The following is a 23861-nucleotide window of genomic DNA, read 5'->3' on the forward strand; positions in this document are numbered from 1 at the left end:
GATGAAAGACATGCTCAATTTAACGCTAAAGCCGGGCCATATTAGCTTAAACGAACTGCGTCAGGTGAGTCGCTCACCTGTCAACCTTACTCTCGATCCAGAAGCGATTCCGGCCATTGAAGAGAGTACTCAAGTTGTCGACCGAGTGATTGCAGAAGATCGCACGGTTTACGGCATCAATACGGGTTTCGGCCTACTCGCGAACACACGCATTGCGCCAGAAGATCTAGAAACACTGCAACGCAGTATTGTGCTTTCACATGCTGCGGGCATCGGTAAATGCATGTCAGACGAGACGGTTCGTTTGATGATGGTGCTGAAAATCAACAGCCTTGCTCGTGGATTTTCCGGCTTGCGTTTGAAAGTCATCAAGATGCTGATTGATCTTGTGAACGCTCAAGTTTATCCATGCGTACCACAAAAAGGCTCAGTAGGTGCATCGGGTGACTTAGCGCCGCTTGCTCACATGAGTACAGTGCTTCTTGGCGAAGGTCACGCGCGTCACAATGGTAAGCTAATATCAGGTTTAGAAGCTCTGCAAGTTGCTGGGCTTGAGTCAATCACATTGGCTCCGAAAGAAGGCCTCGCACTGCTTAACGGTACTCAAGCTTCAACCGCATTTGCGCTAGAAGGGTTATTTATCGCCGAGGACTTATTTTCCTCTGCAACGGTTTGCGGAGCAATGTCTGTAGAGGCGGCCTTAGGCAGTCGTCGCCCATTCGACCCGCGTATCCATCGTGTGCGCGGTCATCGCAGCCAGATGGATGCCGCATTAGCGTATCGACATATGTTAGAGGTAACCAGTGAAATTGGTGCATCCCATACCAACTGCGATAAAGTTCAAGACCCATACTCATTGCGCTGTCAGCCTCAAGTAATGGGAGCTTGTTTACAGCAAATTCGCAATGCGGCAGACACATTAAAGATAGAAGCAAACTCAGTATCGGATAATCCGCTTGTATTTGCACAAGATGAAGACATCATCTCTGGCGGTAACTTCCATGCAGAACCCGTTGCTATGGCGGCGGATAATCTTGCTCTTGCGATAGCAGAGATCGGTAGCTTGTCAGAGCGCCGGATGGCGCTACTTATTGATAGTGCGCTGTCTAAACTTCCTCCATTCTTGGTCGACAATGGCGGAGTCAACTCAGGTTTTATGATCGCGCAGGTAACATCGGCAGCGCTGGCGAGTGAAAACAAAACATTGGCTCACCCAGCTTCTGTCGACAGCTTGCCAACATCCGCAAACCAAGAAGACCATGTGTCGATGGCAACGTTTGCGGCTCGCCGCTTAAAAGAGATGGGAGAAAACACCCGTGGTATATTGGCGGTTGAATACTTGTCAGCAGCGCAAGGGTTAGATTTCCGAGCCCCCCAAAAGTCCTCTGAGCGTATCGAGATTGCGAAGCAAATGCTGCGTGAGAAAGTATCGTTCTACGATAAAGATCGCTACTTTGCGCCAGATATTGAGCAAGCTAACGCATTACTCAAACTAGCGCTACACAATACTTTAATGCCAGAGAGCTTACTCCCGAGCCTGCACTAATAAGCTTGCTCCATTGATAACCTTCCGACAAGAATAGACATTTTGTAGAAAAAGACCGACTGAGAAGATCTCTCAGCCGGCTTTTTTAATAGCTTAGCGCCACTCTCATGACCGCACTACACTACTGAACACTACAAACGTTGAAACGGCTACGGCTGCCAGAACCAAGCATTTTGACATTCTGTTTTTCTCGGAGACTCAACCAAGCAGAGCTCTCCTCTGCAGTCAGGCTTGAAGGTTGGTAATCAAGGTTTGAGTGTCGTGATACCAGTACTTGTTTGTTAACATCTTCTGATAGTTTATCCACAATGTCTGTTGTCACTTGACCGTCAGAATATGCCATCACCAGCACGGTTTCTTGGCCTTCAAGCTCTTGTGAGAGCAAAGATTGGCTGCCTTTTCCGACCTGAACATCTTTGTATCTGTCAGCACCTGCTTGCTGGCCAGCAATAGCACGATAAAGTTTACTTCGTTGTCTCTTCTTCAAATTCCCGAGCGGCATTTCATTTTCTGTACTGTATGCATTGACCACTTTGATATTATTTTTGGCAGCATAACTCAAGATTGCACTTTGGTTGCCTAAACCACGCTTTGCAAGTATTGGCGATTTTTTCAAGCTTTTCGTTAGACGTTGCTCCGTCGGATCGACAAGTACAATCGCCGTATCTTTGCCTTCATTCAAAGATTGGGTCAATGCTCGGCGCACTTCAATATGCGCTTGCTTTCCCTCCAGCGTATCCCACTTAGGTGATGGGTACGCAGCCGCTGGTCTTACCTCCACGGTATAAGGGTGATATTGGTACTGTCCTGCGGGCCAGTAAGTATTTCTTTTGTGGGCACCAAGGTCATCAGCTAAATGAAACTCACTCACTACTTTTTCATTTTTCAAAAAAGCTTTCGGTTTATTCTGACCGCGTGACTTCCAACGGAAATACATCTCTTCTCGCCTTGAAATGGCATTACTACGAATTGGACTTATCGCAGTCTCAGCATCCCTACCACTTTCTGCATTGTTATAATGCGAGATTCCCGTAGTTTGATACTCAGCATTGTCAATTGAATATTCAGTGGCTTGTCCTGTCTCAGGGTGACGATGTTTTAGTAAAACGCTACCTGAAGGCATCCCACCAGAGGCATAGTCACGTGCATGGATTAATTCATGGCCCAACGCAACCGATTGATCAAACGCTTTTTCCGTCCCAGGAATATTGACCACTTCTTTGGTAGAAAAGAATACGGTGTTTGACACGCCTTTTCCATCAAACTGCCGCGAATATACAAGTCTTGATTTTTGTTTATCCGCAAAAGTGGAGGGAACTGTCTCAAACAAACGACCAGCACTTTCTGGTTCGCGAATTACGGTAACTACGTTTACCTTGTCCGTATCAACACCTTGAAGATGCTCGACGAGAGGGCCCACACTATCTTCTACTGCATTTACCGGTGTATAAGCTGCGATTTGGCGCAATATCTCTCGCCCAGTCGGTGACATTTTCAGCCTTTGAATCAGAAGCTTTATATCCTCAAGATACCCGTCATCTTTTGTTTGAACATACAGGTTTGTCGATACTCGGTAGAGATTACCGTGCTGCGAGGAGTTGTAACCCTCAATGACTTTGACACCATCAGGAGCTGAGTAAAACTCTCCCATTTCTGCTCCACCGCCAGCGTGAGCACTTGTAATAGATGTTGAAAATGCAATAAAAGCGCTTACTATCTTCTTGAAAAATCTCATGCTATTAACCCTCAATCTTAATCTGTAGTTCGATAAGCTCTTCTAACTCTTGAATAAGAACTTCATGAATCTGCGGAAGCATGGTCATATCATTGTTTCGAATAGCATCACCCAAGTGTGAAATCGCTAAATCCAACTCGCCTTGAGATAATTGGCTACCAACACGAGATAATATTTGCCACAAATCATGCTGCTTTGATTTCATCACTTGTTGAGAAAGCGTATGTTGGTGCTCTTCATTGAGATACTGCCTATGAACTGCTGATAATGAGCTGTTAAACAGCTGAGTGGAATTACCAGCATCCGTCAGCACATGTACCTCAGATTGCTGATGCTGACCAATTTGCGCATATAAAGCCAAATCACCGAGTAAATAATGCAACTCGTTAGCGGTAGTTACTCCTTGAACTTTCTTTATGATTTCTACCACTGCCAAAGCTAAATTGGTCTTAAGGGTATTCGGATCGGAATTCTCGACGACTTTGCCAAACGTCTCCGCCATAATTGGAGAATAAAATTGGAGGTTGTTTGCTGAATAGACGCTTGGATAAGGCATCGAGTAGTAGAGGTCGCGAATGTAAGCCTCAGCAAGAGTTTGTTCGAAGACTGGTTTCACTAACGCTCGGAGCGCTTCGTATTGCGCCACAAGTTGTGGATCACTTGCTGGTGGTTTTTCAGTCAACAGCAGTTCGTACCAGCGACTGAGTTGATACCAGTCTTTTCTGACTTTAGGCTCATTAGCATCCAGACCTTGGCTGGATAAATACTCGGTCAGAGTAGTCTGATAAGGCAGTACCTCTAGCGTTGATAGCTGTGTTACTAAGGCGTCAAATGCTTGATTTGAGAGCTGAACAAGTACGTAAGCATGAGCCATTTCGAGCACTCTCGTACCCAGTAACCCTGACTCCCAACCATATTTTATCTTAGCGTTGACATAAGTTACTACGTCAAAGGTACGTGATTTATTTATCACCTCAACGAGTTCTGGATCTTTCGATATATGATAGGTGTCATAGAGGGCTCCTGAGTCTCTGCACGCTCTCAGCGATGCTTGAATCCCCCCCGGATAGACAGATGGTACGCCCCAACAGCTTCTTGCAGGTCTTACTTTAAACTTCGCCGTGTTTAATTGCTCTTCTGATAAGTAATCAACATTCCAATTCAGTTTCGCGTATTCGCGTAAACCACTCATTCGTGCTCTCTGCTCCAATATGCCTCGATTAAGTTCGGTGTGTTGGAATATTGTGGGAATATGCCGCTGAGCCCTTGCAATTGATTTGCTTATCAAAGCGTTTTTATGCTGCTGCAAGTTATTCATTGCGGTCCGCACAAGCGAACGTTTCGCTTCGTGCAGTTTTAAGCTAAGTTGATTTGATTCTGATGATGAGAGCTGCTTAGAAATCAGCTGAAATCGCTTTTGTCCCTCGGATTTAATACAGTTCATCAAATTAGTCGGATTATCAGCCACTTCAGAGCATAAAGGTTGGTTAAGGTTTGATTGATCTGATATGTGCCCGTAAAACTTGATATATTCCAAGTCTATCCTTGCCATTTGCCTAGCAAGCTGACGATCATACCCTGCTGCAATACGGCGGTATTCGGTATCTGCAACAAGCAGCAAGTGATCGATGTACATTTCAATCGACGAATTGACATGGTTGTCGTATTGATTGATGAGCTTAATTGCGTCTACTTTTCTATGATGAAATCGTTTGAAGTTAGGGTGATGATCATTAAAAACATAGTGAGTTTGAGTTTCAAATTCCTCAATTTTCTGTTTTGCCGCGAAATATTTAATGTCATTAGACAGTGTGTTTAGTTCATCACCAACTAATGGAACAATCGAAAAAACAGAGGCTGCTTTATCTAAGCGCGTCGATGACTCTTTTGAAAATGTAGACACCATATTTTCAGCCCAAAAACCCACAGCAATTGCGTCTCCAACAGGGCCAAGAACTTCGAGGGTTGAGCTACCAACTCGACCCAATCGTTTTAGTATCGCAGAGCCACTTAGCGAACTTTCAATCGTAGTTGGTACGGCCTTTATTGCCTTTTCGGTAGAGGGCCAAACCTCAGAAAATAACTGCTGGTGTGAAGCGTGTTCTAACTCCCCAAGCATGGAACCAAATTGAGGTTCAGAGAAGTACTGCTGATGAAGATTCCCTTCAAAGCGCTGGCTGTCGAAGCTATTTAAGCTTTGTGTATCAGCCATGCCATCGATAAAACACAACGAGTATGCGGCTGGACTAAATGCGACCAGAGCTATACAACTAGGTATTAGTTTTGAGTTCATTAGTTTTATGTCCTTTGTATTATTAAAGCTGTAAATTAAATAATCTATCCCTAAGTAACTACGAGGTAATGAGTAAAGCGTTGTCATTGATTGGAGATCAAGGAAAACGACGCAGTCTAATAGCCAGCCCTTTCTAGGTTGCCTGGTAAGGCTATTAGTTAAATAGCGAACACAATTCAATGGGACTCTCCCAAAATACGGCATTCGCTAGTAATAAAATTCTTTGCTTGTCTACTTGCTGCTAATGATTAATTTTAAAATTACGAGAACCTTAAATAATCGCCAAGCCTACAAACCAAGTTTTTCACTGAACCAAGCACCTTAAGACTACTAGGAACAGCAAATTATCATTTAAAAAGCACACACTTCAGAGGCTGTTATTTCTTCGCCGGTGTGCATATCTTTTATTGTCTTATTGCCCAATGAGTTGGGATCAATTTCTCGATAAACCACTTGAGTTCCCATATAGCTCGTTTTAATAGCAGCCACTTCAAAGTAGGAATTCCTGTTAATCAGAACTTCTAGCTCATTTTCAATAACATTCGGTAGCACAATACCGCTTTTACCTTGCATCAACTCGAACCTTGCGAGTTGTCCAGAGTGAAAGTTATAGGCGGCATTTTTTGATATTGACGTTGATACATAAGTCGTAGGGCTGACGACATCTCCAACTTGGATCTCTGACATGTAAGCCCCAAGCTCCCCCTCCCCTCTATAAGTTACACCCTGATACTTCGCGCTATTTTCAAAAGCTGAGTCAATATGGCCGATGGTATTCAGAGTCTCATCATCAAAGTATCCCGAAAGAAAACTCTCTCGAGTCGATGCATAAGCATAATCTTGATACTCAGCTAATGCAGCGGATTCCTCTTGTGAGAGCAGATCTTGCTGAATATCAGCCTGTTCGTATAATTCTGACCTTAGACTTTCAAACTCTCCGTAATCATCAATTCCAGGTTCAGACATATTCTCCATAATCTGTTCTATCTCTGAATTACTATAATATTTATTATTATATTTCAAGCCTGCTAATGAATGTGAGCAAAAGCAAACTTGAATTAACAGTCCATAAATTAATTTTTTATATTTCATTATTATTTACCAATGACGCAATAATCTCTTTGCCCTAAATAGCAAAGAGACAAATAATTATTATATTATTAAATACCTCTCATGAACGTTCATGAGAGGTTTTATTAATTAAAGACAATACAATGCTGATCGCGATTTAATTTGCATTTCAGCTCCACTAAAACTATCGTAGATATTTATATCTGGCTCAGCCTTTAAATATTTTGATGGATTTTTTACCTCCCTCATTTTAATGAAGTTTTGTTCTGGTGAAATCTTCTCAATCGCCTCGATACGGAAGTAAGTACCAGGTTTTGCTAAAACTTCTGCTTCGTAGGTTTTAAAAGTAAGCGTATTGATTGCTCGCCCTGACGTTTTCAAATCAATTTTGAATTGTGCAGCGGACGCACTGCCGATGGCAGCAGAGCCGCTGTCGTAGGCAGCGTTAACAGAAAAACTTTTCGCCATACTCGGAAGTGTCGATGTTGATAAAAAGCCCTTTTCATGCAGAATATCACCGACATTAAGTTTTTCTAGCAGGCTGTTCTTGATCGCTGAGCCTCGATAAACCGTCCCTTTGTAATTCGGTATCTTATTCATTGCGCTTCGTAAATGAGCGGTGCTCCCCTTTAGCTGTGCCCCTATGCTTGGTGTAATAAACGTTTCAGGTTCACCCGCTCGCATAAACTCATTAATCACATCGTGATCAACACGACCGTAGCGTTTAACCGCTGCATACTCCTCTGGAATCATTATTTTTCGCATTTTGTCATCATGGGACATTGACCAATCGACCAAATCATTCACTATCTGCTTTTCTTGCTGAGGCGACAAATCTGGGCCTTTAAACTCAGCAAAATCTTCAGCAAATGCGTAACCTTGAGTGGCAACTGTCAACAAGGCCACCAATAATCTTTTGTTCATATTTCCCTCTTTACTTAACCGCAGACTAGAGAATGCCAATAAGGCTGCTTTATCTCTTCGCCTGAAAAAAGATTGTATGTTGTCCCCGTCGTCGTTTTGTATGACGATACTGTTTCCAGCGCCACCATTGCCGAACCTCGATTCCACTCAATATCAGTGACCCTGAAATGAGTATTAGGTGGTAGAAGCACTTCCGCTTCTCTGTCTAATTCAGACAAACCGGCAAGAGCACGACCATCCCTCTTAACTTCCAGTTCATACAACACGCGTTGCAATGGCTGCGGTGAATTTGGTCTTACAACAGCAAACCGTTTCGCAACTTCAGGAATGATGCTGCTTGACGTAAACGCAGGCTCAACCACGATATCGCCAACCTGAAGCTTCTTTAAAAGAGATTGCTTTGCCCAAGCACCACGATAAGCCACTCCTTTATAACGAGGCAGTTTTTTCATGGCGCTGCTCACTTGCCTAATAAAATCCCGAGCGTTTTTTCCAGAACTCCCCCAGGTGGAAGCATCTGCTGCTCTTAAATAGTCATTCGCAAGTTGATAGCCAGAAACTGAAAAGTCTTCCAACGCTTCTGCTTCTTTCGCCGTCATAAATTTATATTGCCAGCCTCTGTAAGCTTTCGCCCATTCAGAAAACTGTGAGGCTAGCTCATTGACTTGTTTCGGGCTACGCGAAGGCGATTCCAAAGCATCAAATGGTGCAGCCTGAGCAACAAAGCTTAAACACAGAATACTGAGTGAAAGAACTCTCAACATATTCCGTTCCTCCTAATACCAATATCTTGGATTATTTAAACTTAAGTCACAGGAAATATTTAGCTCATTCTGTTTCTCTACACCGAATTGAATCGCGCTGAATAGGCCTATTTGTTGGCGAGTCACACTGTCAAACCAATCAGAGAATGGCGTTAACCAATATATTGATTCATCACCAGAGATCTTGAACAAAGGGTCTCTCAGCTGTGGATAATTAATGCTGCAAGTTTTGCCCGGAAGATTCGTGAAGTTCTCATTAACCTGAACGAGTAGTTCAAGTTTTTGACCTAATTCAGAATTAACATTAAATAGGTTATCGATTGATGCATGTAATCGCGCGTCATAACTCATACCCTCGCCAGTGCCTGTTGGGTAGTAGTACGCTGAATCGATATCATCAACATTGTGATAAACATCCAATGTCATATAACGAAGTAAATGCGCTGGTAATGGCTCAGAGAAAAGTGCATCCATACCTTCATGGCCAGATGCGTAGTGACCAGTAGATATATTTTGCGCATGAATAATGCCAATGTATCTCTGGAAATCGCCAATTTGTTCACCAAGTGATTCTTTACCATTGTCTTTCGCAGTATTTACGGCTTCTAAAATGCGACTTTTTACAATACTTTTCGCTAGCGGCATTGCTGAAGCAAGGCTACTGGTATTCAAGTTCGAAGCCTTAAGTGCCGATGCAATCAATGGTGCGTGCTTATCTAGATCAAAGGCTCCAGGGTATAAGTAGCTGTAAAAGCCATTAACATGTGTTGCTTGCCACTCACTTGATAATGCTTTGCGAATAAGCCCTCCCAACTTTTTCATTCGTTTTTTATGAACGTAATAGCCTCCGCCTTTATTTTTTTCATACCAATCAGCAATATGACGCAATGAAGAGTCACGAGACAAGTTTACTTTGGCTAGATAAGCTGGCGACCACCCCGAGCAGGCATCTCCACCGCCACACTCTGCTTTTAGCGTATTATCGGAGTCAAACAACCAATGCATCACTCGTGCTTTATCAGCTTTCGCGTCTCTGATGATACGTTGCTTATCAGAGAAACTTAGAATTTGCTTCTCAAGCCATGCTTCTTCATTTCGAGAACTCCACCCCTCTTGGATCAGTTCATCCAAAGATTGAGAAAAGGCACGCTTGATAGCATCACGTTTTGGCATAACCATCTGAGAAATGACAGGGTCTTTTGAAGATTCATAAAGTTCTGTCTTGTCTGGAACCCACTCCTCTTTTATACAGCCAACAAAATTCGGATCACCACCATATTTGCCATTCCTTATCATCCCGAACTTGACACAATCGTTGTAACCTTTTTGTAATATAAAAATTTTATTCTCGCGTTCTTCTGCTGTTGGTAAGCGCCCTAAAAGAGTGCGAGACATTTCATCTATCGCTAAATAATCAGCTTGATCTTTAAAATAATTATGAGCTTTTGTGACCGCTCCTGAGTCAAACAAGCTATCGATTGCCGCTAAGCCCTCTGCGTACATCTCTGCTTTTAACTTAGACCTAAGCCCGTCAAGCTGATTGTTGGCGGTCTCGACGATTTTGATTTTCGCATTGAGTACTTGTCGATAAAGTTGATGTATGGATTGGCGGTCAAAACCTTCAATTTCTCCCTTCCTTAGCTTATCAACCATCGACACTGCCATGTCTAAATGATCTTGTTGACAATGCTGCAAGCTTGCAAGGGCTCGATTGGCCTTACGCTTTGATGGCAAAGACATCGGGCGGTTACTGTTTTCTTCTTGTTCTGGGTATAAAGCCATTAACGCTTCAACTTCACTACGACAACTTGAAGCAAGATCGGAGGCAAATAATTTAGCATCGTCACCTTCTAGCGCGAGCTTATTGAAAATGGCTTTCTGAAATTCGCTCTCAACCGACTTGATTAAGGTCTCTGTTAAAACAGTTTGTGCCTTTAGCGCTTCTTGATAATGTTGCTGATACTTCAAAGCAACATCTGAAGCATAACCCTTCGCCAGAGCTTCCAGCATTCTCCGTTGACCTACGGCAAGATTAGCCCAATGCAACTTATCTTTTTTATCTTGTTGGGTAACCATGTCATCATGAGCAGTAAAACTGTAGTGATCGCCCGCCGCAACTCGATCCCAACGCGCAGTTAAAATCTTACGGTCAATATCTCGTTCAGGTAGCTTAAGAACACCAAACCAATCAACTAGGCTCATGACGGTAGCAAAGCGGTCATAGGATGTTTGCGTCTCATCTTCAAAGGCTTGAGCCACTTCATTTGCCCATAAGCCAACAGCGACCGCATCGCCTACTGGTCCTAAAGCTTCAAGTGCCTCCTTGGTAAATCCCGCAGTAGAGCGTCCTATTGTTGCAAGTAAACTCGCTGCTTCTTCAGACTCAAGAGCCGCAATATTTGCAGGACCTGCGTCAAGCAGTGAAGCCGTTTTTGGAAACACTTCTTCAGCCTCAACAAGCGAAGGTCGAACATCAGCATAATGTTCCGGTGGTGATACAAATAAATCTTCTACCGTTATATCTTCACTAAGTTTTTTGTAATTAGACTTACGTATATCGTGGAAGCTCTCGCTATCCAGTACGTTATATTCTTCACCAATATCACAAACTTGAAAGGCACTAACATAGGGGGAAGCAATGGCGCACGCCAATACCAATTTTTTTAACTTCATATAATTATCCTTGGTTTGAGAAGTTATTTGCTTCTTACAAGAAGCAGCAATCCTCCGGTTGCTAATCCACAACCGGAAATAAAAAACTTTTAATAAAAATGCTCTAGTAACAAATGAAGAAAAAGAGAGGCTTAGAATTAATTCATTAAGTAGTAAAGAGAAATCATAGAGTTCATAAATAGACAATCTTAGTTGTTAATTTTATTACAACCTGAAAAATAAAAGTCCGGCAATAAATATATTTACAGACATCAGGGTGTGCTTTTGTTTTATAGGATATTTAAAACATTAAACCAGCAACACAGTTACCGCAATAAACCTTATCTCAACTTACCGTAAGCCATTGACCACATAAGTTATTGATAGAAAAGATATTAAATTAAAAAGCATCGAGCATGGTAAAACTCAGCTAAAGATAGTTCTAACAATTTAAAATATTGTTTTAAATTGATTATATATTCCAAAAGTGACAAGGTTGATATTTAATCTCATTTATATCAATAGTGTTATTTGATACTATATTTTATTCAAAGCGAAAAAGTTTTAACCGAAACAGTCACGCACCATTCAAAAAATATATAATTAAGGCTATGTTTTATAACGCATTAATAAATTGATGATTAAATTATAAATATAGCCAATGGTTAATATCTCACACATTCACAAGAAAAAAGCCCATTATCAGTTTTACAACCTGTATCTCCCCCACACCTCTTACCGCAAACCAACAACCCTAACAATAACTCAACAAACCAGACAGCTATACCAAAGTAACTTTGATATGATTAACTCGCGAGAATGTCATGGTTTATAGATATGGCGTCGCTTTAAAAGTCTAGCGGGTCCAGATAGATAATCGATATCAGACGATCAGAATGTGGTTTGCTCTTCATCTTCATCACTTCAATGTGTCGATCCAGTAAACTTTTCACTGGATGGACCATTGATAGGAGCTTATTCGCCTATAATCCAAAGCAGTTTTGGTTATTGCGTAAAAATTATGTTTCTAACACCTTATTTTTCAGATACTAATCACCAATTCCAGTTCACACGTGAGCAAGCAAGTCACTTTGCAAAACGTGTAGCCGGTGATTACAACCCTATTCATGATGAAGACAACAAACGCTTTTGTGTTCCCGGCGATCTGCTTTTTGCTGTGTTGTTATGCAAAGAAGGCATAAGTCAGAAAATGCGCTTCGATTTTTCAGGAATGGTAAACGACGGTGTACCACTTCACATTGAAAATAAGTGTGAAAAAGAAAGCGCTGTTGTAGACGAAGCGGGGAAAGAGTACCTGCACATGTCTCGCGAGGGTGAAACCAGCCACAACCAAGCCTTTGTTGAACATGTTGTCACAAACTACGTTCAATTCTCTGGTATGAACTTCCCACACATCATGGTTCCTCTAATGAAAGAGAAACAAATGATGATAAATTGCCAACGTCCATTGGTGATTTACGAGAGCATGGAAGTAGAATTTAATCGCTTAGACCTAACTCACCCAGAAGTCGACTTCGCAGGTGCAACGTTTGATGTTGAGGGTAAACGTGGGGTGGTGACACTTAACTTCGATTTTAAAGAAGATGGTGAAATCGTAGGTAAAGGCATAAAACGTATGGTAGCAAGTGGACTTAAGCCCTACGATCAAGAGGCCGTAGACGATTTGGTCCAACGCTTTAACGAACGTAAGGATACCTTCCTAGCAAAGTTCGCTAAGGCGGCCTAGTTTATAGAGAGCTCTATTCACATAGACTAGGTCCTGCCGACCAATTTCAAATCCTAAAAAGCCCAGCGACTTAAGTCTCGCTGGGCTTTTCTTATTTTTATATCAAGGTAAGCAGGGCTTGAACCGGGTGTTTAGGCTTCACCCCATCAAACCGTTTTACTTGGCTTCGGCAAGAATACCCTGTAATTAAGCAGCGATCATTGTCGAAATTATCCAAATTTGGCTTCCAGCTCAGCTCATAAATGTCACGTGATATAGACAATTTGTCGACCTCATGACCAAATGTCCCCGCCATACCGCAGCAACCAACTGGCACCGTATTCAAGACCGCCCCAAAGTGAGCGAAAATAGCGCCCCATTCTTTCTCGGCATTTGGCATTTTAGTCTTCTCGGTACAATGAGCGAACAAATACCAAGGTTTTTGCTCTTTCGATTCAAGAGCGTCGAACTCATGCAGCTTTGGGTAAAGCCACTCATGAGCAGTGAGAACATCGAAATCACCGCGCTTGCTACCCAAAATTTCAACGTACTCATCGCGATAACACAAGACCAATGCGGGGTCGACACCCACCATAGGGATACCTAAACCCGCAACCATTTCCAAAAACTTAGCCGTATCTTTCGCGGTGTCCTTAAACTGACGCAAAAAACCTTTGACATGCTGTGCTTTGCCATTCGGTTTAAATGGTAATAAAACAGGCGCCATACCCAGTTTTTTGACAAGCTTAATGAAGTCTTCCACCACCTCGGCATCGTAGTAGCTGGTGAAGGGGTCTTGCACAATCAGTACATGCTTATGTTTGTCTTCAGAAGATAAAACGCTCAAGGCTTGTAAGTCATAAGCCGTGGTTAATGTCTCTACTCGCTCTTTCAGAGTCGGCACCGACAGCAGCGGCGCATCAATATACCCCACGGTCGATGCCGTTAAGCTTTGCACCCAAGATTGCTCAAGCACGCTATTTACAATACGTGGCGCTCTCGCCAATAACGGCAGCATGGATTCAATATTCGATACCAAATAGTCTTTTGCCGGACGTTGGTATCGTGAGTGATAAAGGTTAAGGAAGCGTGAGCGAAAACTCGGTACATCAACTTTGATTGGACATTGGCTCGCACACGCTTTACATGCGAGACAGCCATTCAGCGCTTCAAACACCTCGTGGGAGAAGTCATACTCGTGACGACGATTCATGGTGTGACGCACACGATCGATCATGGTTTTGATCGATGTTTTGTTTTCCAGCGTTTGCTGCTCAGTATCAAGAATGTCAATGCCCTGCTCTGTTAGCTGGCGTAACCATTCTCTCACCAAACCCGCACGGCCTTTTGGTGAATGGCGACGGTCTGCGGTGACTTTCATAGAAGGACACATTGGCGAACTGGTGTCGTAATTAAAGCATAAACCGTTGCCGTTACACTCCATTGCTTGCTTGAAGCTATCACGTACCTGTACATCAATTTGGCGATCGAAATAGCCGCGTTTTGTGTCGGTAATTTTAACAAGCTCAGCATCGCTATTCAGCGGCGTACAGATCTTGCCTGGATTCATTTTGTTGTGCGGGTCAAAAGCGGCTTTCACACGGCGCAATTCCGTAAAGAGTTCTGCGCCGAAGAACTCCGGGCCGTACTCGGAACGGAAACCTTTACCGTGTTCCCCCCACATCAGACCACCGTATTTCGCCACCAACTTAACCACCTCATCCGAGATTTGATGCATTAAGCTTTCTTGATGAGGATCGCATAGATCTAGTGCAGGTCGAACGTGTAGTACCCCCGCATCAACGTGACCAAACATGCCATAGTTTAGTGATTTTGCGTCGAGTAATTCGCGAAACTCAACAATAAAGTCCGCTAAGTTCTCTGGAGGCACACAGGTGTCTTCAGCAAATGCAACGGGCTTAGCGCGACCTTTGGCCGCACCCAACAAACCCACGGCTTTCTTACGCATATTGTAAATACGACTAATACTCGCGACATCACGACACACTTGATAGCCGATGATCCCTGCCTCTTCGGTCTCTAACATTCTATCAAGCTTGGCCGTTAAGAAATCGACTTGACGAACCACCTCTTCTTCGTCTTGTCCGGCGTATTCCACCATATTAATCCCAAGCATTTCTTTGTTGGGAACATCGGTAATCAGGTCGCTGACGGTGTGCCAGACAATGTCTTGTTTCGCGAGGTTAAGTACTCTTGAATCAACGGTTTCAACCGAAAGCGCATTCGCCTCGACCATAAATGGCGCGTTGCGCAATGCCGAATCAAAACTATTGTATTTAACGTTAACTAAGGTCCGCGCTTTAGGGATACGGGTTAAGTTGAGTTTAGCTTCGGTTATGAACGCCAATGAGCCCTCTGCTCCACAAAGGACTCGCGTTATGTCGAAGCTGTCTGTTTCCTCGTCAAGTGCATTCTTAAGGTCGTAACCAGTCAAAAATCGGTTTAAAGGGGGAAACTTGTCGTTAATTTGCTGACGTTTGTCACGGCATACAGATTCAGTTACCCGCATTGCGGTATCGGCAAACTCACCTTCACTCGGCAAACCATGGGAAAGATCCGATTCCAAAATAGAACCATCGGCGAACACGGCTTGTAGCGAGAGCACGTGATCGGACGTTTTACCGTATTTCAGTGAGCCTTGGCCAGACGCATCTGTGTTAATCATGCCGCCAATAGTGGCACGGTTGCTGGTCGATAAGTCTGGAGAGAAGAAATAGCCATAGGGCCGAACAGCATCATTGAGTTGATCCTTGACCACACCGGTTTGAACTCGAACCCAGCCCTCTTTTTCATTTACTTCCAACACTTTGTTCATATGGCGAGATAAATCCACCACAATGCCTTTCGTTAGAGACTGCCCGTTGGTGCCCGTACCACCACCTCGAGGAGAGAACGTAATCCGTTCATACGCCTCTTTGTTGCTCAATTTACCAATGAGCGAAACGTCTTGGGTGGTTTTGGGGTGGACAACAGCCTGAGGAAGTTGCTGATAAACACTATTGTCTGTGGCTACTGCGAGACGACTGGAATACTGGCTTTCAATATCGCCAGTGAACCCAGAGTGCTCCAGTTCTTTAAGAAAACTAAGAACAAGAGGGTCGACATTCGTTTGTGAGTGTAATCTTGGTAACATTTGCTTCCTGCCCCTAATACGCTGATCCAATCAGCTTGCGGGTTGTGTAATTTTCAACCACTTACATCTTCACATCCAACAGTCAATGACCTAGGAAAAGCGAGATTAAAGTTGTTTTCTATGAATTATGTCACTTTACAACATTTAAAAAAGCGGTCAAATCTGAATCTCGATGCAAAATTTAAACTTATACTTTATTTTTGAAGGCTTAATAGCTTACATTGGGGGGGAAATTGCTTTTCAATATGAGCCCCAAGAATGAAAAAAAATAAAGTCATAACCAATGAAGATATCCTTCTAAAACTTTGCCAGTCGGTTTCTGGCGTTCTTACTTCGGCAACCTCTTCCCAAATTAACTACTCTGCAATGGTGCAAAGGATCAATAAAACCAGCCTCAAGCCAGACTTTGGTTGCTTTGTGCTGTTTGATGGCGGTTTCAGCGGCCTAGTTGTGATTAATTTTACCGCGAAAGCGGCCCTCGAGCTCTACACCAACTACATGCGTAACATGGGCATGCCAGAAGAAGAATTAGCCATCACTCATACCTCAGATGAAGTGGGTGATGTTCTGGGTGAACTGATGAACCAGTTCGTTGGAGATTTCACTAACAAGATCCGCAAAGAACTGCACACCAACATCACTCAGAATCAACCAAAGATGCTGTCACTCAACAAACAAGTGAATCTGCAAGTCGATACCAATCTCGATCGTCCACAAGCGCACCGCGTTACGTTTTCAACCGCAGACAACAATATCTTCTATCTTGAACTTGCTATGGACAAAACCGAATTCATTCAATTAGAAGAGTTTGAGGTAACAGAAGACGAAAACCCAGACGACATTCTTGAAGCAACTCGCAAAAGTATGGAAGAAAAAAAACTGGTTGAGTCAGCGGATAATAAGAATGATGCAGACGATCTACTCGATCAACTCGGACTGTAATTTCTGTTGATACCCACCTCTCCAAAGCCCCTTTTTATAAGGGGCTTTCTTTTTTCTGTACGAATTCTCTTACCATCGTTATTCCGTTTTTGTCTCAAAAAAGGTAACATGCTCGACTTCTTAAATTTTCCGTTCTCGGTACTGGTCGTCGATGGATAAACAAAAAGCTCTAAAAAAAATTGCCAAGTGCTTAGAACTAGGTAATTCCGCCAACGTGAATGAGGCAGCCAACGCTATCAAGATGGCGCACCGTCTCATGCTGAAATATGGTTTGGACAAAGATGATATTGAGTTTATCAAAATGGGGAAAACTCAATCTTCGCATTTGCTGCCAGCCAGCATCAGCTCAACTCTACTGAGAGTGATTCGTGGCATTAACACCAAGTTTGGTGTTGAAGCGGTTCTTCTGAACCACAAAGGGCTTAAACGTGTCGAGTTCATCGGTGAGGCTGACCGTGCCATTTTCGCGGCCTTTGCTTTTGATATTGTCTATCGTGAGCTCAATGAGAGCACCGGACAATTCCGCAATAGCTTTTCTGGCTCTGGCACCTCCTCTATGGAAGTCACTCGGCGTGTCAACTCATTCGTATCTGGTTGGGTAGAGGGCGCGCTCGAAAAGCTGCCTGTGATCTCGCCTGACGAAGAGTCAGCAAACAAAATCAACAATTATATTGATAAAGAATTCAAAAATATCGATCGCGAGACGTTCAAGAAACAACTCAAAGAAGCAATGAAGAACATAACGGCAGACTATGAAGTTGGCTTAAAAAAAGGCCGTAAAGTGTCCGTTAACCGCGGTGTTGACGGTGGGCAAGCCCAGAAAATGTTAGGAGATACTTCTAAATAACCATCGGACTGGTTACCAAATCACCAACCATCAGAAAAAGCGAACAAAGTTATTATTGCCTGACGTTACCATAACAAATATCAATATTTTCTATTTCATAATTCACACCCCATCATGAGGCGTCGTTGCGCCTCGCCTTATACGGAGATTTTTCCTTGAAAAAGATGTCTATTGCGCTCGCACTAGTGCTGGCACTGACTGGCTGTCAAGCAACACAACGCCAAAACGCAACCACAGGTGAATACGAAACAAACTCAACTACTCAAGGTGCGCTTATCGGTGCGATTGCGGGTGCTGCAATTGGTCTAGCGGTTGGAGATAATGCAAAAGAGCGCCGTAAAGGTGCTTTAATTGGTGCTGCTGCGGGCGGTGCAACAGGCGCGGGTGTGGGTTACTACTTCGACCAACAAGAAGCGGAACTGCGTCGTGCTCTTCTTAACTCAGGCGTGCAAGTTGAGCGTGTTGGCGAAAACCAACTGCTGTTACGTATGGAAAACGGCATTGGCTTTACTTCAAGCTCTTACCAACTCGATTCAAGCATCCACAATACATTACGTGGCGTGGCTCGAATCCTAGTGGAATACCCAGATACAAGCCTAGTGATTGACGGCTACACAGACAGCACTGGCAGCGATTCTTACAACCAAACACTGTCCGAGCGTCGCGCCGAATCAGTACGTCAGTACCTCGTTTCACAAAACGTTGCAGCAGGTCGCGCCATCGCTCGTGGCTACGGTGAGCGCAACCCAATTTGCTCGAACCAAACTTCTGATGGCCGTGCTTGCAACCGCAGAGTTGAGATCCAGATCTTGCCACTGAAGTAATTTGATAGCACCATATCGGTAATAACAATAATTACCGGAGCAGGTCTAGCGAAGTATGCTAGACCTGATACGTCCCATGTTTTTTAGAACCAACACCGTTTCCCTCACCCTAAGTGCCTTTTTAGCCAGTAGTATCTTTGTTACCGCGAGCACCCTTGCTGCCGACAGTTCCTTAATAACAGACAGTGCCCTGACAACCGACAGCACGAACGCCACTAATACTGGTTTTGCTTCCCAAAACCCAATCCAACCAGAAACGCAATTCGCTCTCGCACAACAACTGACGCAAGACCGTGACCAAGAGTCAACGAATGATGCTCGTTATTGGCTAGAGCAATCGGCACTTCAAGGCTATTTGCCCGCTCAAAAGCAACTAGCAGAGGATTACGCGCGTGGCCTCAATGGCAGTATCAACGACACTCAGGCGATCTATTGGTTTACTTCTGTCGCGTTAAGTGATCCGACTGACCGAGGTTACCTATTAGCGAATTTTATTCAGCACCATCAAGCTGGCATTTCAAACTCTGAACTGGTGGAGGCTTGGTATCAATTGGCTGCACTAAAAAACCCTCAAGCGGAGCACGCCTACAGCCAGTTTTTAGAAGATCGCTTTAATCGACTCAGAGAAAAACAGGTTTCTGAAATTATTGAACTCGACAAAAGAGCATCGGATACAGAGCGCCAAAACACAGTCGCCCCCCAACAGGAGCTAAACGCTGAGGATGCTAAGATCTGGTATGTCGCTGGTGTGTTGGCTGTGGTTTTGATACTGATCGGTGGCGCATTGGGTTATCGCATACGCACGCAAAAATCGAAATCGTTCGCAGAAAGTGAGACCGCTAAATCTCAGCAATTAGAGACTCAAGTGAAAGAGCTGACATTTGTAAACAAGCAGCTTAAACGACAACTTGAAAAGGTATTTAAAGAGTTTAAGAAAATTAGATCCCAGTCTGATAACCAAAAACTTCTGATCGCTTGCGCCATGTTTGGCTATACCCCACTCAGCATTCCAGACAGTAAAGCGGTGAGATTACGCTATAAACAGTTATCAAAGCTCTATCACCCTGATACAAGGGGAACAGAAGAAGAGATGAAGCGTTTGAACCAAGCGTTTAAATTACTCTCACAGAATATGACAAAAGCATAAAGGCCCGTTACGTGTCATCAACCTGCGAGCTTTTACCCTCAAACATTGAAGCTCGCAATCGATCTCCCTCTCAAACCAATTAACGGACATTTAACCCGATCATCTTTTGTGTGCAATAATACGCGTCGAAAATAACACCTAACGACTCTTATTTATCTAGGTGGGGAGAAAATCAATGTTCACTGAAGAAGGCACCTGTGACTGGTGTAAAAAACTTAGCTTTGTCACTCGCCATGATTACTTAGATGGCAAATACCACAGGTCTTGCGAAGATTGCTACGACATCGCAAAAATCGATGTGCGCCTATTCAATCAAGGTGAATTAAAAATGCGTGAGCGCATGGCTCAGCGAGCAAGCCAATAAAAATTAATCAATGGAACGGATTTTCAAAGGCGCCTCTTTAGTAGGCGCTTTTTTGATCCATGTTGCCGCTTATCCGGCCAACAACATTGCTTAGTTTGAAGCGAGATAACTTTGAGAAGAGATTGCTTTAGGAAGAGATTCGTTTAAGACGGGGGATCGCTTTAAATGGGGCTCAATAAAAGAGAAACTCACACCCAGTCTATCGTTCACTCCAATGAGCACGCAGCAAATCACTCACTGCTGATTTATTCTTAAATCCCCTCCACCGTTTCAGAAAAAGCACGCCCTGAACAATCAAAAACCACTGTATCCCCCTCATCTAACACTGTTTATACAGTAATGCTCACCTGTACAAAGGACAGAGAAACACGGCAGAGCTCACATTTTCTCATCATTTATAAACTTATCAAAATAAACAGATAAAACCTTTATTTTCATACCCTTGAATTAAAATACATATGTAACGTGAGTAAAAAATTTCAATCCAAATTATAAAAATTGGTTGATCAGGCATTAAAAACAAACTACTGTATAAGCATACAGCATGTATAAAGGAACAGTAAGATGCAGTTACAAACTCAATCTCATACATACTCTCGTTACAACGTATTAGCGCAGGCAACCCAGCCTATGGTCGTATCTGACCAACTGCTTTCTAAGTTGGCCGTTTTGTCGCAACAACAGCAGTGGATCCTGTTTACCGCTGAGTGCCCTCGCCCTGATTTTGAGCAACTTTCTGCTTCTCACATCCGCTGTCAAAATATTATTCAGATCAAGCCGTCTCAACAGCTTTCTGAAGTCGAAATCGTGATTAAAGCTATTCAGTCTGGTAACGCCAGCGCCGTTGTCGCATCAAGCAAGATCGCATTAATGAATCAAGCCATGCTCCGCGATATTGCTCAACGCTATCAGTGTGAAGTCTTTTTCGTCGAAGGCAGAGTGAACAAGTACCACTAACAAGATCGACGTTATCCATCCTGCATCTTGCCTCCTTCAAGGAGGCTTTTTTTGTTTGTAATTACTTCGACCAATAACAGAATTAAAGGTAAAAACTTGTCTTGTGCTGTATTTCCAGCTGTATTGTCAACAATGTTAACGTCAAGGCCAGCTAGCATTGCAGTAAGGCCAGCAGATAACTTGGTAGCGTTGACAGAGTTACCAGCAATGATTTTAATGTTTTTAAAATCCTCTGGAGTAGGTGAATATTTAAGCTGTTCAAGCTTCTTCCTTACCGCATCACGTTGAACAGCCGGCAAGTTTTCCATGTCAACTTCATAAGGTAGCCCTAGTGCCTTCATCGCATTTAACATTTTTCTTTGCTCATCACTAAGCAAATCATCGCTATAAATGAACGGGGCAACCTCGCCAATAACACCACCAATCGAGCCTCTGGTACAGACCCTGTTGCGATCATCGGCATCATTGATTTCGTCTTTCGCAACACCGAGCGCACACCCTAGCGCAGCATGAGAAACATAACGCATAGCCTCATTAAAACGCCCCTCACTAGTTAACGAGGCAATCTTATTCGCGACGTTGGCGCCAAGCTTTGAAATGGCCATATGCATCGCAGATTTTTTCCAGCCGTCGAAGAAACCTTTGTAGCCATCGCCGTTGATAATAGTCTGTATACCCGATCTCACGGCTGACTGAATAACAACATCACCAGCTTGCTGAGCCAAAACAGCAGGATCCAATGAGTTACTGATTCCAGCCCCTTGTTCGAAGAAAGTTAAACCTTGCGTTTGCAGATAATTCATTGCTCCGGCTGTAATCACTGAAGTCGCTAACGATCTTAGGTATTCCTTTTCAATCAAAGTTTCTAGTGCATCATCTGAACTATTATCGGCGGCCACTGAACTGATAACCGAAGTTACAATGGCCATTTCAATCGCCTTCAAACCAACAAATATGGCATCCTCTAAGCCACCAATTGGGGCTCTCCCGCCAGGCCTCATTTCAATAGCAACGGCGATAGAAATCATTGCCATCGGACCTACACCTAGTGCAAGCGAGGTGTCTTTTTGGTTTATTTGAACCAGCTTTCTATAAACCAACTCCGCGTTGTGACGATAATCTGGATCATCATACAATTCGGCCATCCAACGAAGATCTGGGGCTTTTCGGAACTGATCAAATACCTCATCCAATGTTTGATTATCGCTCATTCCCAGTTCAAGCGTTAAACCTTTGGCAGCATGAATATTGACACCACCAACTATGCTTTCATAAACGGCATTGTCGTTCTTACTGTTAACTGTGGTCGTCTTAACTCGCCAGAAATTTTTATCAGCTTTCTGCTCGAAGAAGTGATCCTGTTCCTTTGCAAGAAGTAGGTTTACCTTTCCGTGTTGCGCAGATATCTCCGCGCCTTCTTGAGAGGTCAGATTGACCCCTTTTAACTTAATATCCCCAATGTCAGATGCAATGACGACGCTCTTGCCTTCTTCAAGAGCAGCACGAATCGCGATTGATTGGAATTGACTCTCTTGCAGAGAGGTTCTGCGCACCTTACCGCTTTTGGAGGATTGGTATTGTTCAAAGCTGTTAAGGATATGTACTCCTTGAGAAGCAAGAATTGACAACGCAACATCATTGTTAATCAACTCCGAAGCGTTTACTTCCACCTGCCCAGACGCCATCAGGAAAATGATGTCTATTGCTTCTAGTTTGGAGCCATAGTGTTCAAGGAATGAGTCTCTCTCGTAATAGCCACCGACCCACTCATTTCTAGAATCAATTGTATTTTGGCTTAGAACCTGAATACTCCTATCCGCACTTAACTTGTGAACACTCACAGGCATATCAGAACCCTGAATCTTAATATCACCAGAGGCCTGAATAAAAATCGTGCTATCGGCATTAACTTCAGCAATTTGTCCTAAACGTGCCCTTCGCTCATACTTGGGCGCAAATCGGTGTACCACCGTTTTTTGAAGATACTGGCCTGCGATAAGTTCAACATTACCTTTAGAAACTTCGACACTATCCGTATTAAATGACGTCCCTCTGCCATTTAGATTTAAGTCTTTGTCTACATGTTCGCCGACAGAGAGAACCCCTGTTGTATTGAGGAAGGCGTTTCGACGTGTCAGTAGAGCCCCCGAATTAACCGTGATATTACGGACTTTGGCGTCATCCCTCCTATCTTCAACTCTGTGCTCCCCTACTTTTGCATGACTAATGGTCGCATCAGTTAAGTGCAACACGGGAATCAGTACTTGCTCGCCATTAATATTGCGCAGTTCTGGCCAAACAAAGTCATGCGCGAAAGAATTTACTTGCTGTCGAGTTGCCTTTTGACCGTATTTGACGGAATATTTTGCCGCAAAACTTTCGGCGTTTTGGTAAAGGTAATCAATCTGTTCCTTTTCAGTCTTAGGACTCATTTGGTTTGAACCCGACTGATAAATGGTCATTTTTGGTAAGATTAAGCGATCAATCGCGCGTTGCATTTGCATACGAATTAAGCGGGCTTGTACGAACTTGTCACCGATTATTTTATCAACCGGATAAACCGGGAAAATAACCGTATTATCACCTACTGTTTTCTCGGTCATCAGTGGTTCGGACAAACCTAATTTACTATCGTTCAACAGAACTTTGTGAAACGACACTAGGTCTTGAGCCTTTTCAACCTGATTGCTGGTGACATAATGCGCTTTTCCAGACTGACGTTCTCGGTCATAAACGCGAGAAAACTGAGGAGGCGCGTTTACATTAGCGGTATTAGTTCCGTCGTTTATCAACTCCATCGCATTCGCGAAACCAGGGAAAACAATTTGTCCTAGCATGATAAAGCTTAATAGGTTTGACGTGCACTTTTGCCATAAAGGAGATGATAGGTCCGCCATATTTTCAATATTATCCAT

General features: G+C 43.4%; 16 protein-coding genes. 8 read left to right on the forward strand and 8 right to left on the reverse strand.

Going from position 1 to position 23861, the window contains the following annotated elements; genetic code table 11:
• Positions 1-10: 10 nt before the first annotated feature.
• Positions 11-1546: a histidine ammonia-lyase gene (gene hutH, locus AND4_RS04655; RefSeq protein WP_009841752.1), complete on the forward strand. Its 1536-nt coding sequence runs from the start codon at positions 11-13 to the stop codon at positions 1544-1546.
• Between the two features lie 121 nt (positions 1547-1667).
• Here the strand turns inward: hutH and AND4_RS04660 are convergent, their stop codons facing one another.
• The 6 genes from AND4_RS04660 to AND4_RS04685 all read right to left on the reverse strand — a co-directional run bounded on the left by AND4_RS04660 (position 1668) and on the right by AND4_RS04685 (position 11006).
• On the reverse strand, positions 1668-3281 hold the full coding sequence (locus AND4_RS04660; protein ID WP_009841753.1) for a M91 family zinc metallopeptidase: 1614 nt from the start codon (positions 3279-3281) through the stop codon (positions 1668-1670).
• A 4-nt stretch (positions 3282-3285) separates the two neighbouring features.
• Positions 3286-5574, reverse strand: coding sequence for a hypothetical protein (locus AND4_RS04665; RefSeq protein WP_009841754.1), 2289 nt, complete (start codon positions 5572-5574; stop codon positions 3286-3288).
• Between the two features lie 351 nt (positions 5575-5925).
• Positions 5926-6666, reverse strand: coding sequence for an ADP-ribosyltransferase (locus tag AND4_RS04670; protein ID WP_009841755.1), 741 nt, complete (start codon positions 6664-6666; stop codon positions 5926-5928).
• 108 nt (positions 6667-6774) lie between these two features.
• Positions 6775-7569, reverse strand: coding sequence for an ADP-ribosyltransferase (locus AND4_RS04675; protein WP_009841756.1), 795 nt, complete (start codon positions 7567-7569; stop codon positions 6775-6777).
• A 14-nt stretch (positions 7570-7583) separates the two neighbouring features.
• Complete coding sequence (locus tag AND4_RS04680; protein WP_009841757.1) at positions 7584-8333, reverse strand: ADP-ribosyltransferase; 750 nt, start codon at positions 8331-8333, stop codon at positions 7584-7586.
• A gap of 12 nt (positions 8334-8345) precedes the next feature.
• On the reverse strand, positions 8346-11006 hold the full coding sequence (locus tag AND4_RS04685) for a hypothetical protein (RefSeq protein ID WP_009841758.1): 2661 nt from the start codon (positions 11004-11006) through the stop codon (positions 8346-8348).
• Positions 11007-12006: 1000 nt separating this feature from the next.
• Between AND4_RS04685 and AND4_RS04690 the strand changes: the two genes are divergently transcribed.
• Complete coding sequence (locus tag AND4_RS04690) at positions 12007-12732, forward strand: DUF3581 domain-containing protein (protein WP_009841759.1); 726 nt, start codon at positions 12007-12009, stop codon at positions 12730-12732.
• A 97-nt stretch (positions 12733-12829) separates the two neighbouring features.
• Here AND4_RS04690 and AND4_RS04695 read toward each other — a convergent pair whose 3' ends face one another.
• Entirely contained in the window at positions 12830-15865 is a 3036-nt protein-coding gene (locus AND4_RS04695; RefSeq protein WP_009841760.1) for an FAD-binding and (Fe-S)-binding domain-containing protein, read from the reverse strand.
• A 258-nt stretch (positions 15866-16123) separates the two neighbouring features.
• Here AND4_RS04695 and AND4_RS04700 point away from each other — a divergent pair, with 258 nt between their 5' ends.
• The 6 genes from AND4_RS04700 to AND4_RS04725 all read left to right on the forward strand — a co-directional run bounded on the left by AND4_RS04700 (position 16124) and on the right by AND4_RS04725 (position 20946).
• Complete coding sequence (locus tag AND4_RS04700; RefSeq protein ID WP_009841761.1) at positions 16124-16807, forward strand: DUF3334 family protein; 684 nt, start codon at positions 16124-16126, stop codon at positions 16805-16807.
• A gap of 151 nt (positions 16808-16958) precedes the next feature.
• Positions 16959-17654: a DUF2786 domain-containing protein gene (locus AND4_RS04705; RefSeq protein ID WP_009841762.1), complete on the forward strand. Its 696-nt coding sequence runs from the start codon at positions 16959-16961 to the stop codon at positions 17652-17654.
• A gap of 155 nt (positions 17655-17809) precedes the next feature.
• Positions 17810-18478 (forward strand): OmpA family protein, encoded by a 669-nt coding sequence (locus tag AND4_RS04710; protein WP_043991454.1) that lies wholly within the window; start codon positions 17810-17812, stop codon positions 18476-18478.
• A gap of 55 nt (positions 18479-18533) precedes the next feature.
• Positions 18534-19625, forward strand: a complete 1092-nt coding sequence (locus AND4_RS04715; protein ID WP_009841764.1) for a J domain-containing protein — start codon at positions 18534-18536, stop codon at positions 19623-19625.
• Between the two features lie 175 nt (positions 19626-19800).
• On the forward strand, positions 19801-19989 hold the full coding sequence (locus AND4_RS04720) for a hypothetical protein (RefSeq protein WP_009841765.1): 189 nt from the start codon (positions 19801-19803) through the stop codon (positions 19987-19989).
• Between the two features lie 564 nt (positions 19990-20553).
• Complete coding sequence (locus AND4_RS04725) at positions 20554-20946, forward strand: SulA-like leucine-rich domain-containing protein (protein ID WP_009841766.1); 393 nt, start codon at positions 20554-20556, stop codon at positions 20944-20946.
• A gap of 11 nt (positions 20947-20957) precedes the next feature.
• On the opposite strand, the gene AND4_RS04730 is transcribed toward AND4_RS04725, so the two are convergent.
• Positions 20958-23861, reverse strand: coding sequence for a DUF637 domain-containing protein (locus tag AND4_RS04730; protein WP_186004044.1), 2904 nt, complete (start codon positions 23859-23861; stop codon positions 20958-20960).

It is taken from the genome of Vibrio sp. AND4 (assembly GCF_000171815.1).
Lineage (GTDB): Bacteria > Pseudomonadota > Gammaproteobacteria > Enterobacterales > Vibrionaceae > Vibrio.

What these genes read in the sequence shown, in the direction of transcription:
- hutH (WP_009841752.1), top strand. Translation starts at nt 11, where the DNA reads ATGCTCAATTTAACGCTAAAGCCGGGCCATATTAGCTTAAACGAACTG.
- AND4_RS04660 (WP_009841753.1), bottom strand. Translation starts at nt 3,281, where the DNA reads ATGAGATTTTTCAAGAAGATAGTAAGCGCTTTTATTGCATTTTCAACA.
- AND4_RS04665 (WP_009841754.1), bottom strand. Translation starts at nt 5,574, where the DNA reads ATGAACTCAAAACTAATACCTAGTTGTATAGCTCTGGTCGCATTTAGT.
- AND4_RS04670 (WP_009841755.1), bottom strand. Translation starts at nt 6,666, where the DNA reads ATGAAATATAAAAAATTAATTTATGGACTGTTAATTCAAGTTTGCTTT.
- AND4_RS04675 (WP_009841756.1), bottom strand. Translation starts at nt 7,569, where the DNA reads ATGAACAAAAGATTATTGGTGGCCTTGTTGACAGTTGCCACTCAAGGT.
- AND4_RS04680 (WP_009841757.1), bottom strand. Translation starts at nt 8,333, where the DNA reads ATGTTGAGAGTTCTTTCACTCAGTATTCTGTGTTTAAGCTTTGTTGCT.
- AND4_RS04685 (WP_009841758.1), bottom strand. Translation starts at nt 11,006, where the DNA reads ATGAAGTTAAAAAAATTGGTATTGGCGTGCGCCATTGCTTCCCCCTAT.
- AND4_RS04690 (WP_009841759.1), top strand. Translation starts at nt 12,007, where the DNA reads ATGTTTCTAACACCTTATTTTTCAGATACTAATCACCAATTCCAGTTC.
- AND4_RS04695 (WP_009841760.1), bottom strand. Translation starts at nt 15,865, where the DNA reads ATGTTACCAAGATTACACTCACAAACGAATGTCGACCCTCTTGTTCTT.
- AND4_RS04700 (WP_009841761.1), top strand. Translation starts at nt 16,124, where the DNA reads ATGAAAAAAAATAAAGTCATAACCAATGAAGATATCCTTCTAAAACTT.
- AND4_RS04705 (WP_009841762.1), top strand. Translation starts at nt 16,959, where the DNA reads ATGGATAAACAAAAAGCTCTAAAAAAAATTGCCAAGTGCTTAGAACTA.
- AND4_RS04715 (WP_009841764.1), top strand. Translation starts at nt 18,534, where the DNA reads ATGCTAGACCTGATACGTCCCATGTTTTTTAGAACCAACACCGTTTCC.
- AND4_RS04720 (WP_009841765.1), top strand. Translation starts at nt 19,801, where the DNA reads ATGTTCACTGAAGAAGGCACCTGTGACTGGTGTAAAAAACTTAGCTTT.
- AND4_RS04725 (WP_009841766.1), top strand. Translation starts at nt 20,554, where the DNA reads ATGCAGTTACAAACTCAATCTCATACATACTCTCGTTACAACGTATTA.
- AND4_RS04730 (WP_186004044.1), bottom strand. Translation starts at nt 23,861, where the DNA reads ATGGATAATATTGAAAATATGGCGGACCTATCATCTCCTTTATGGCAA.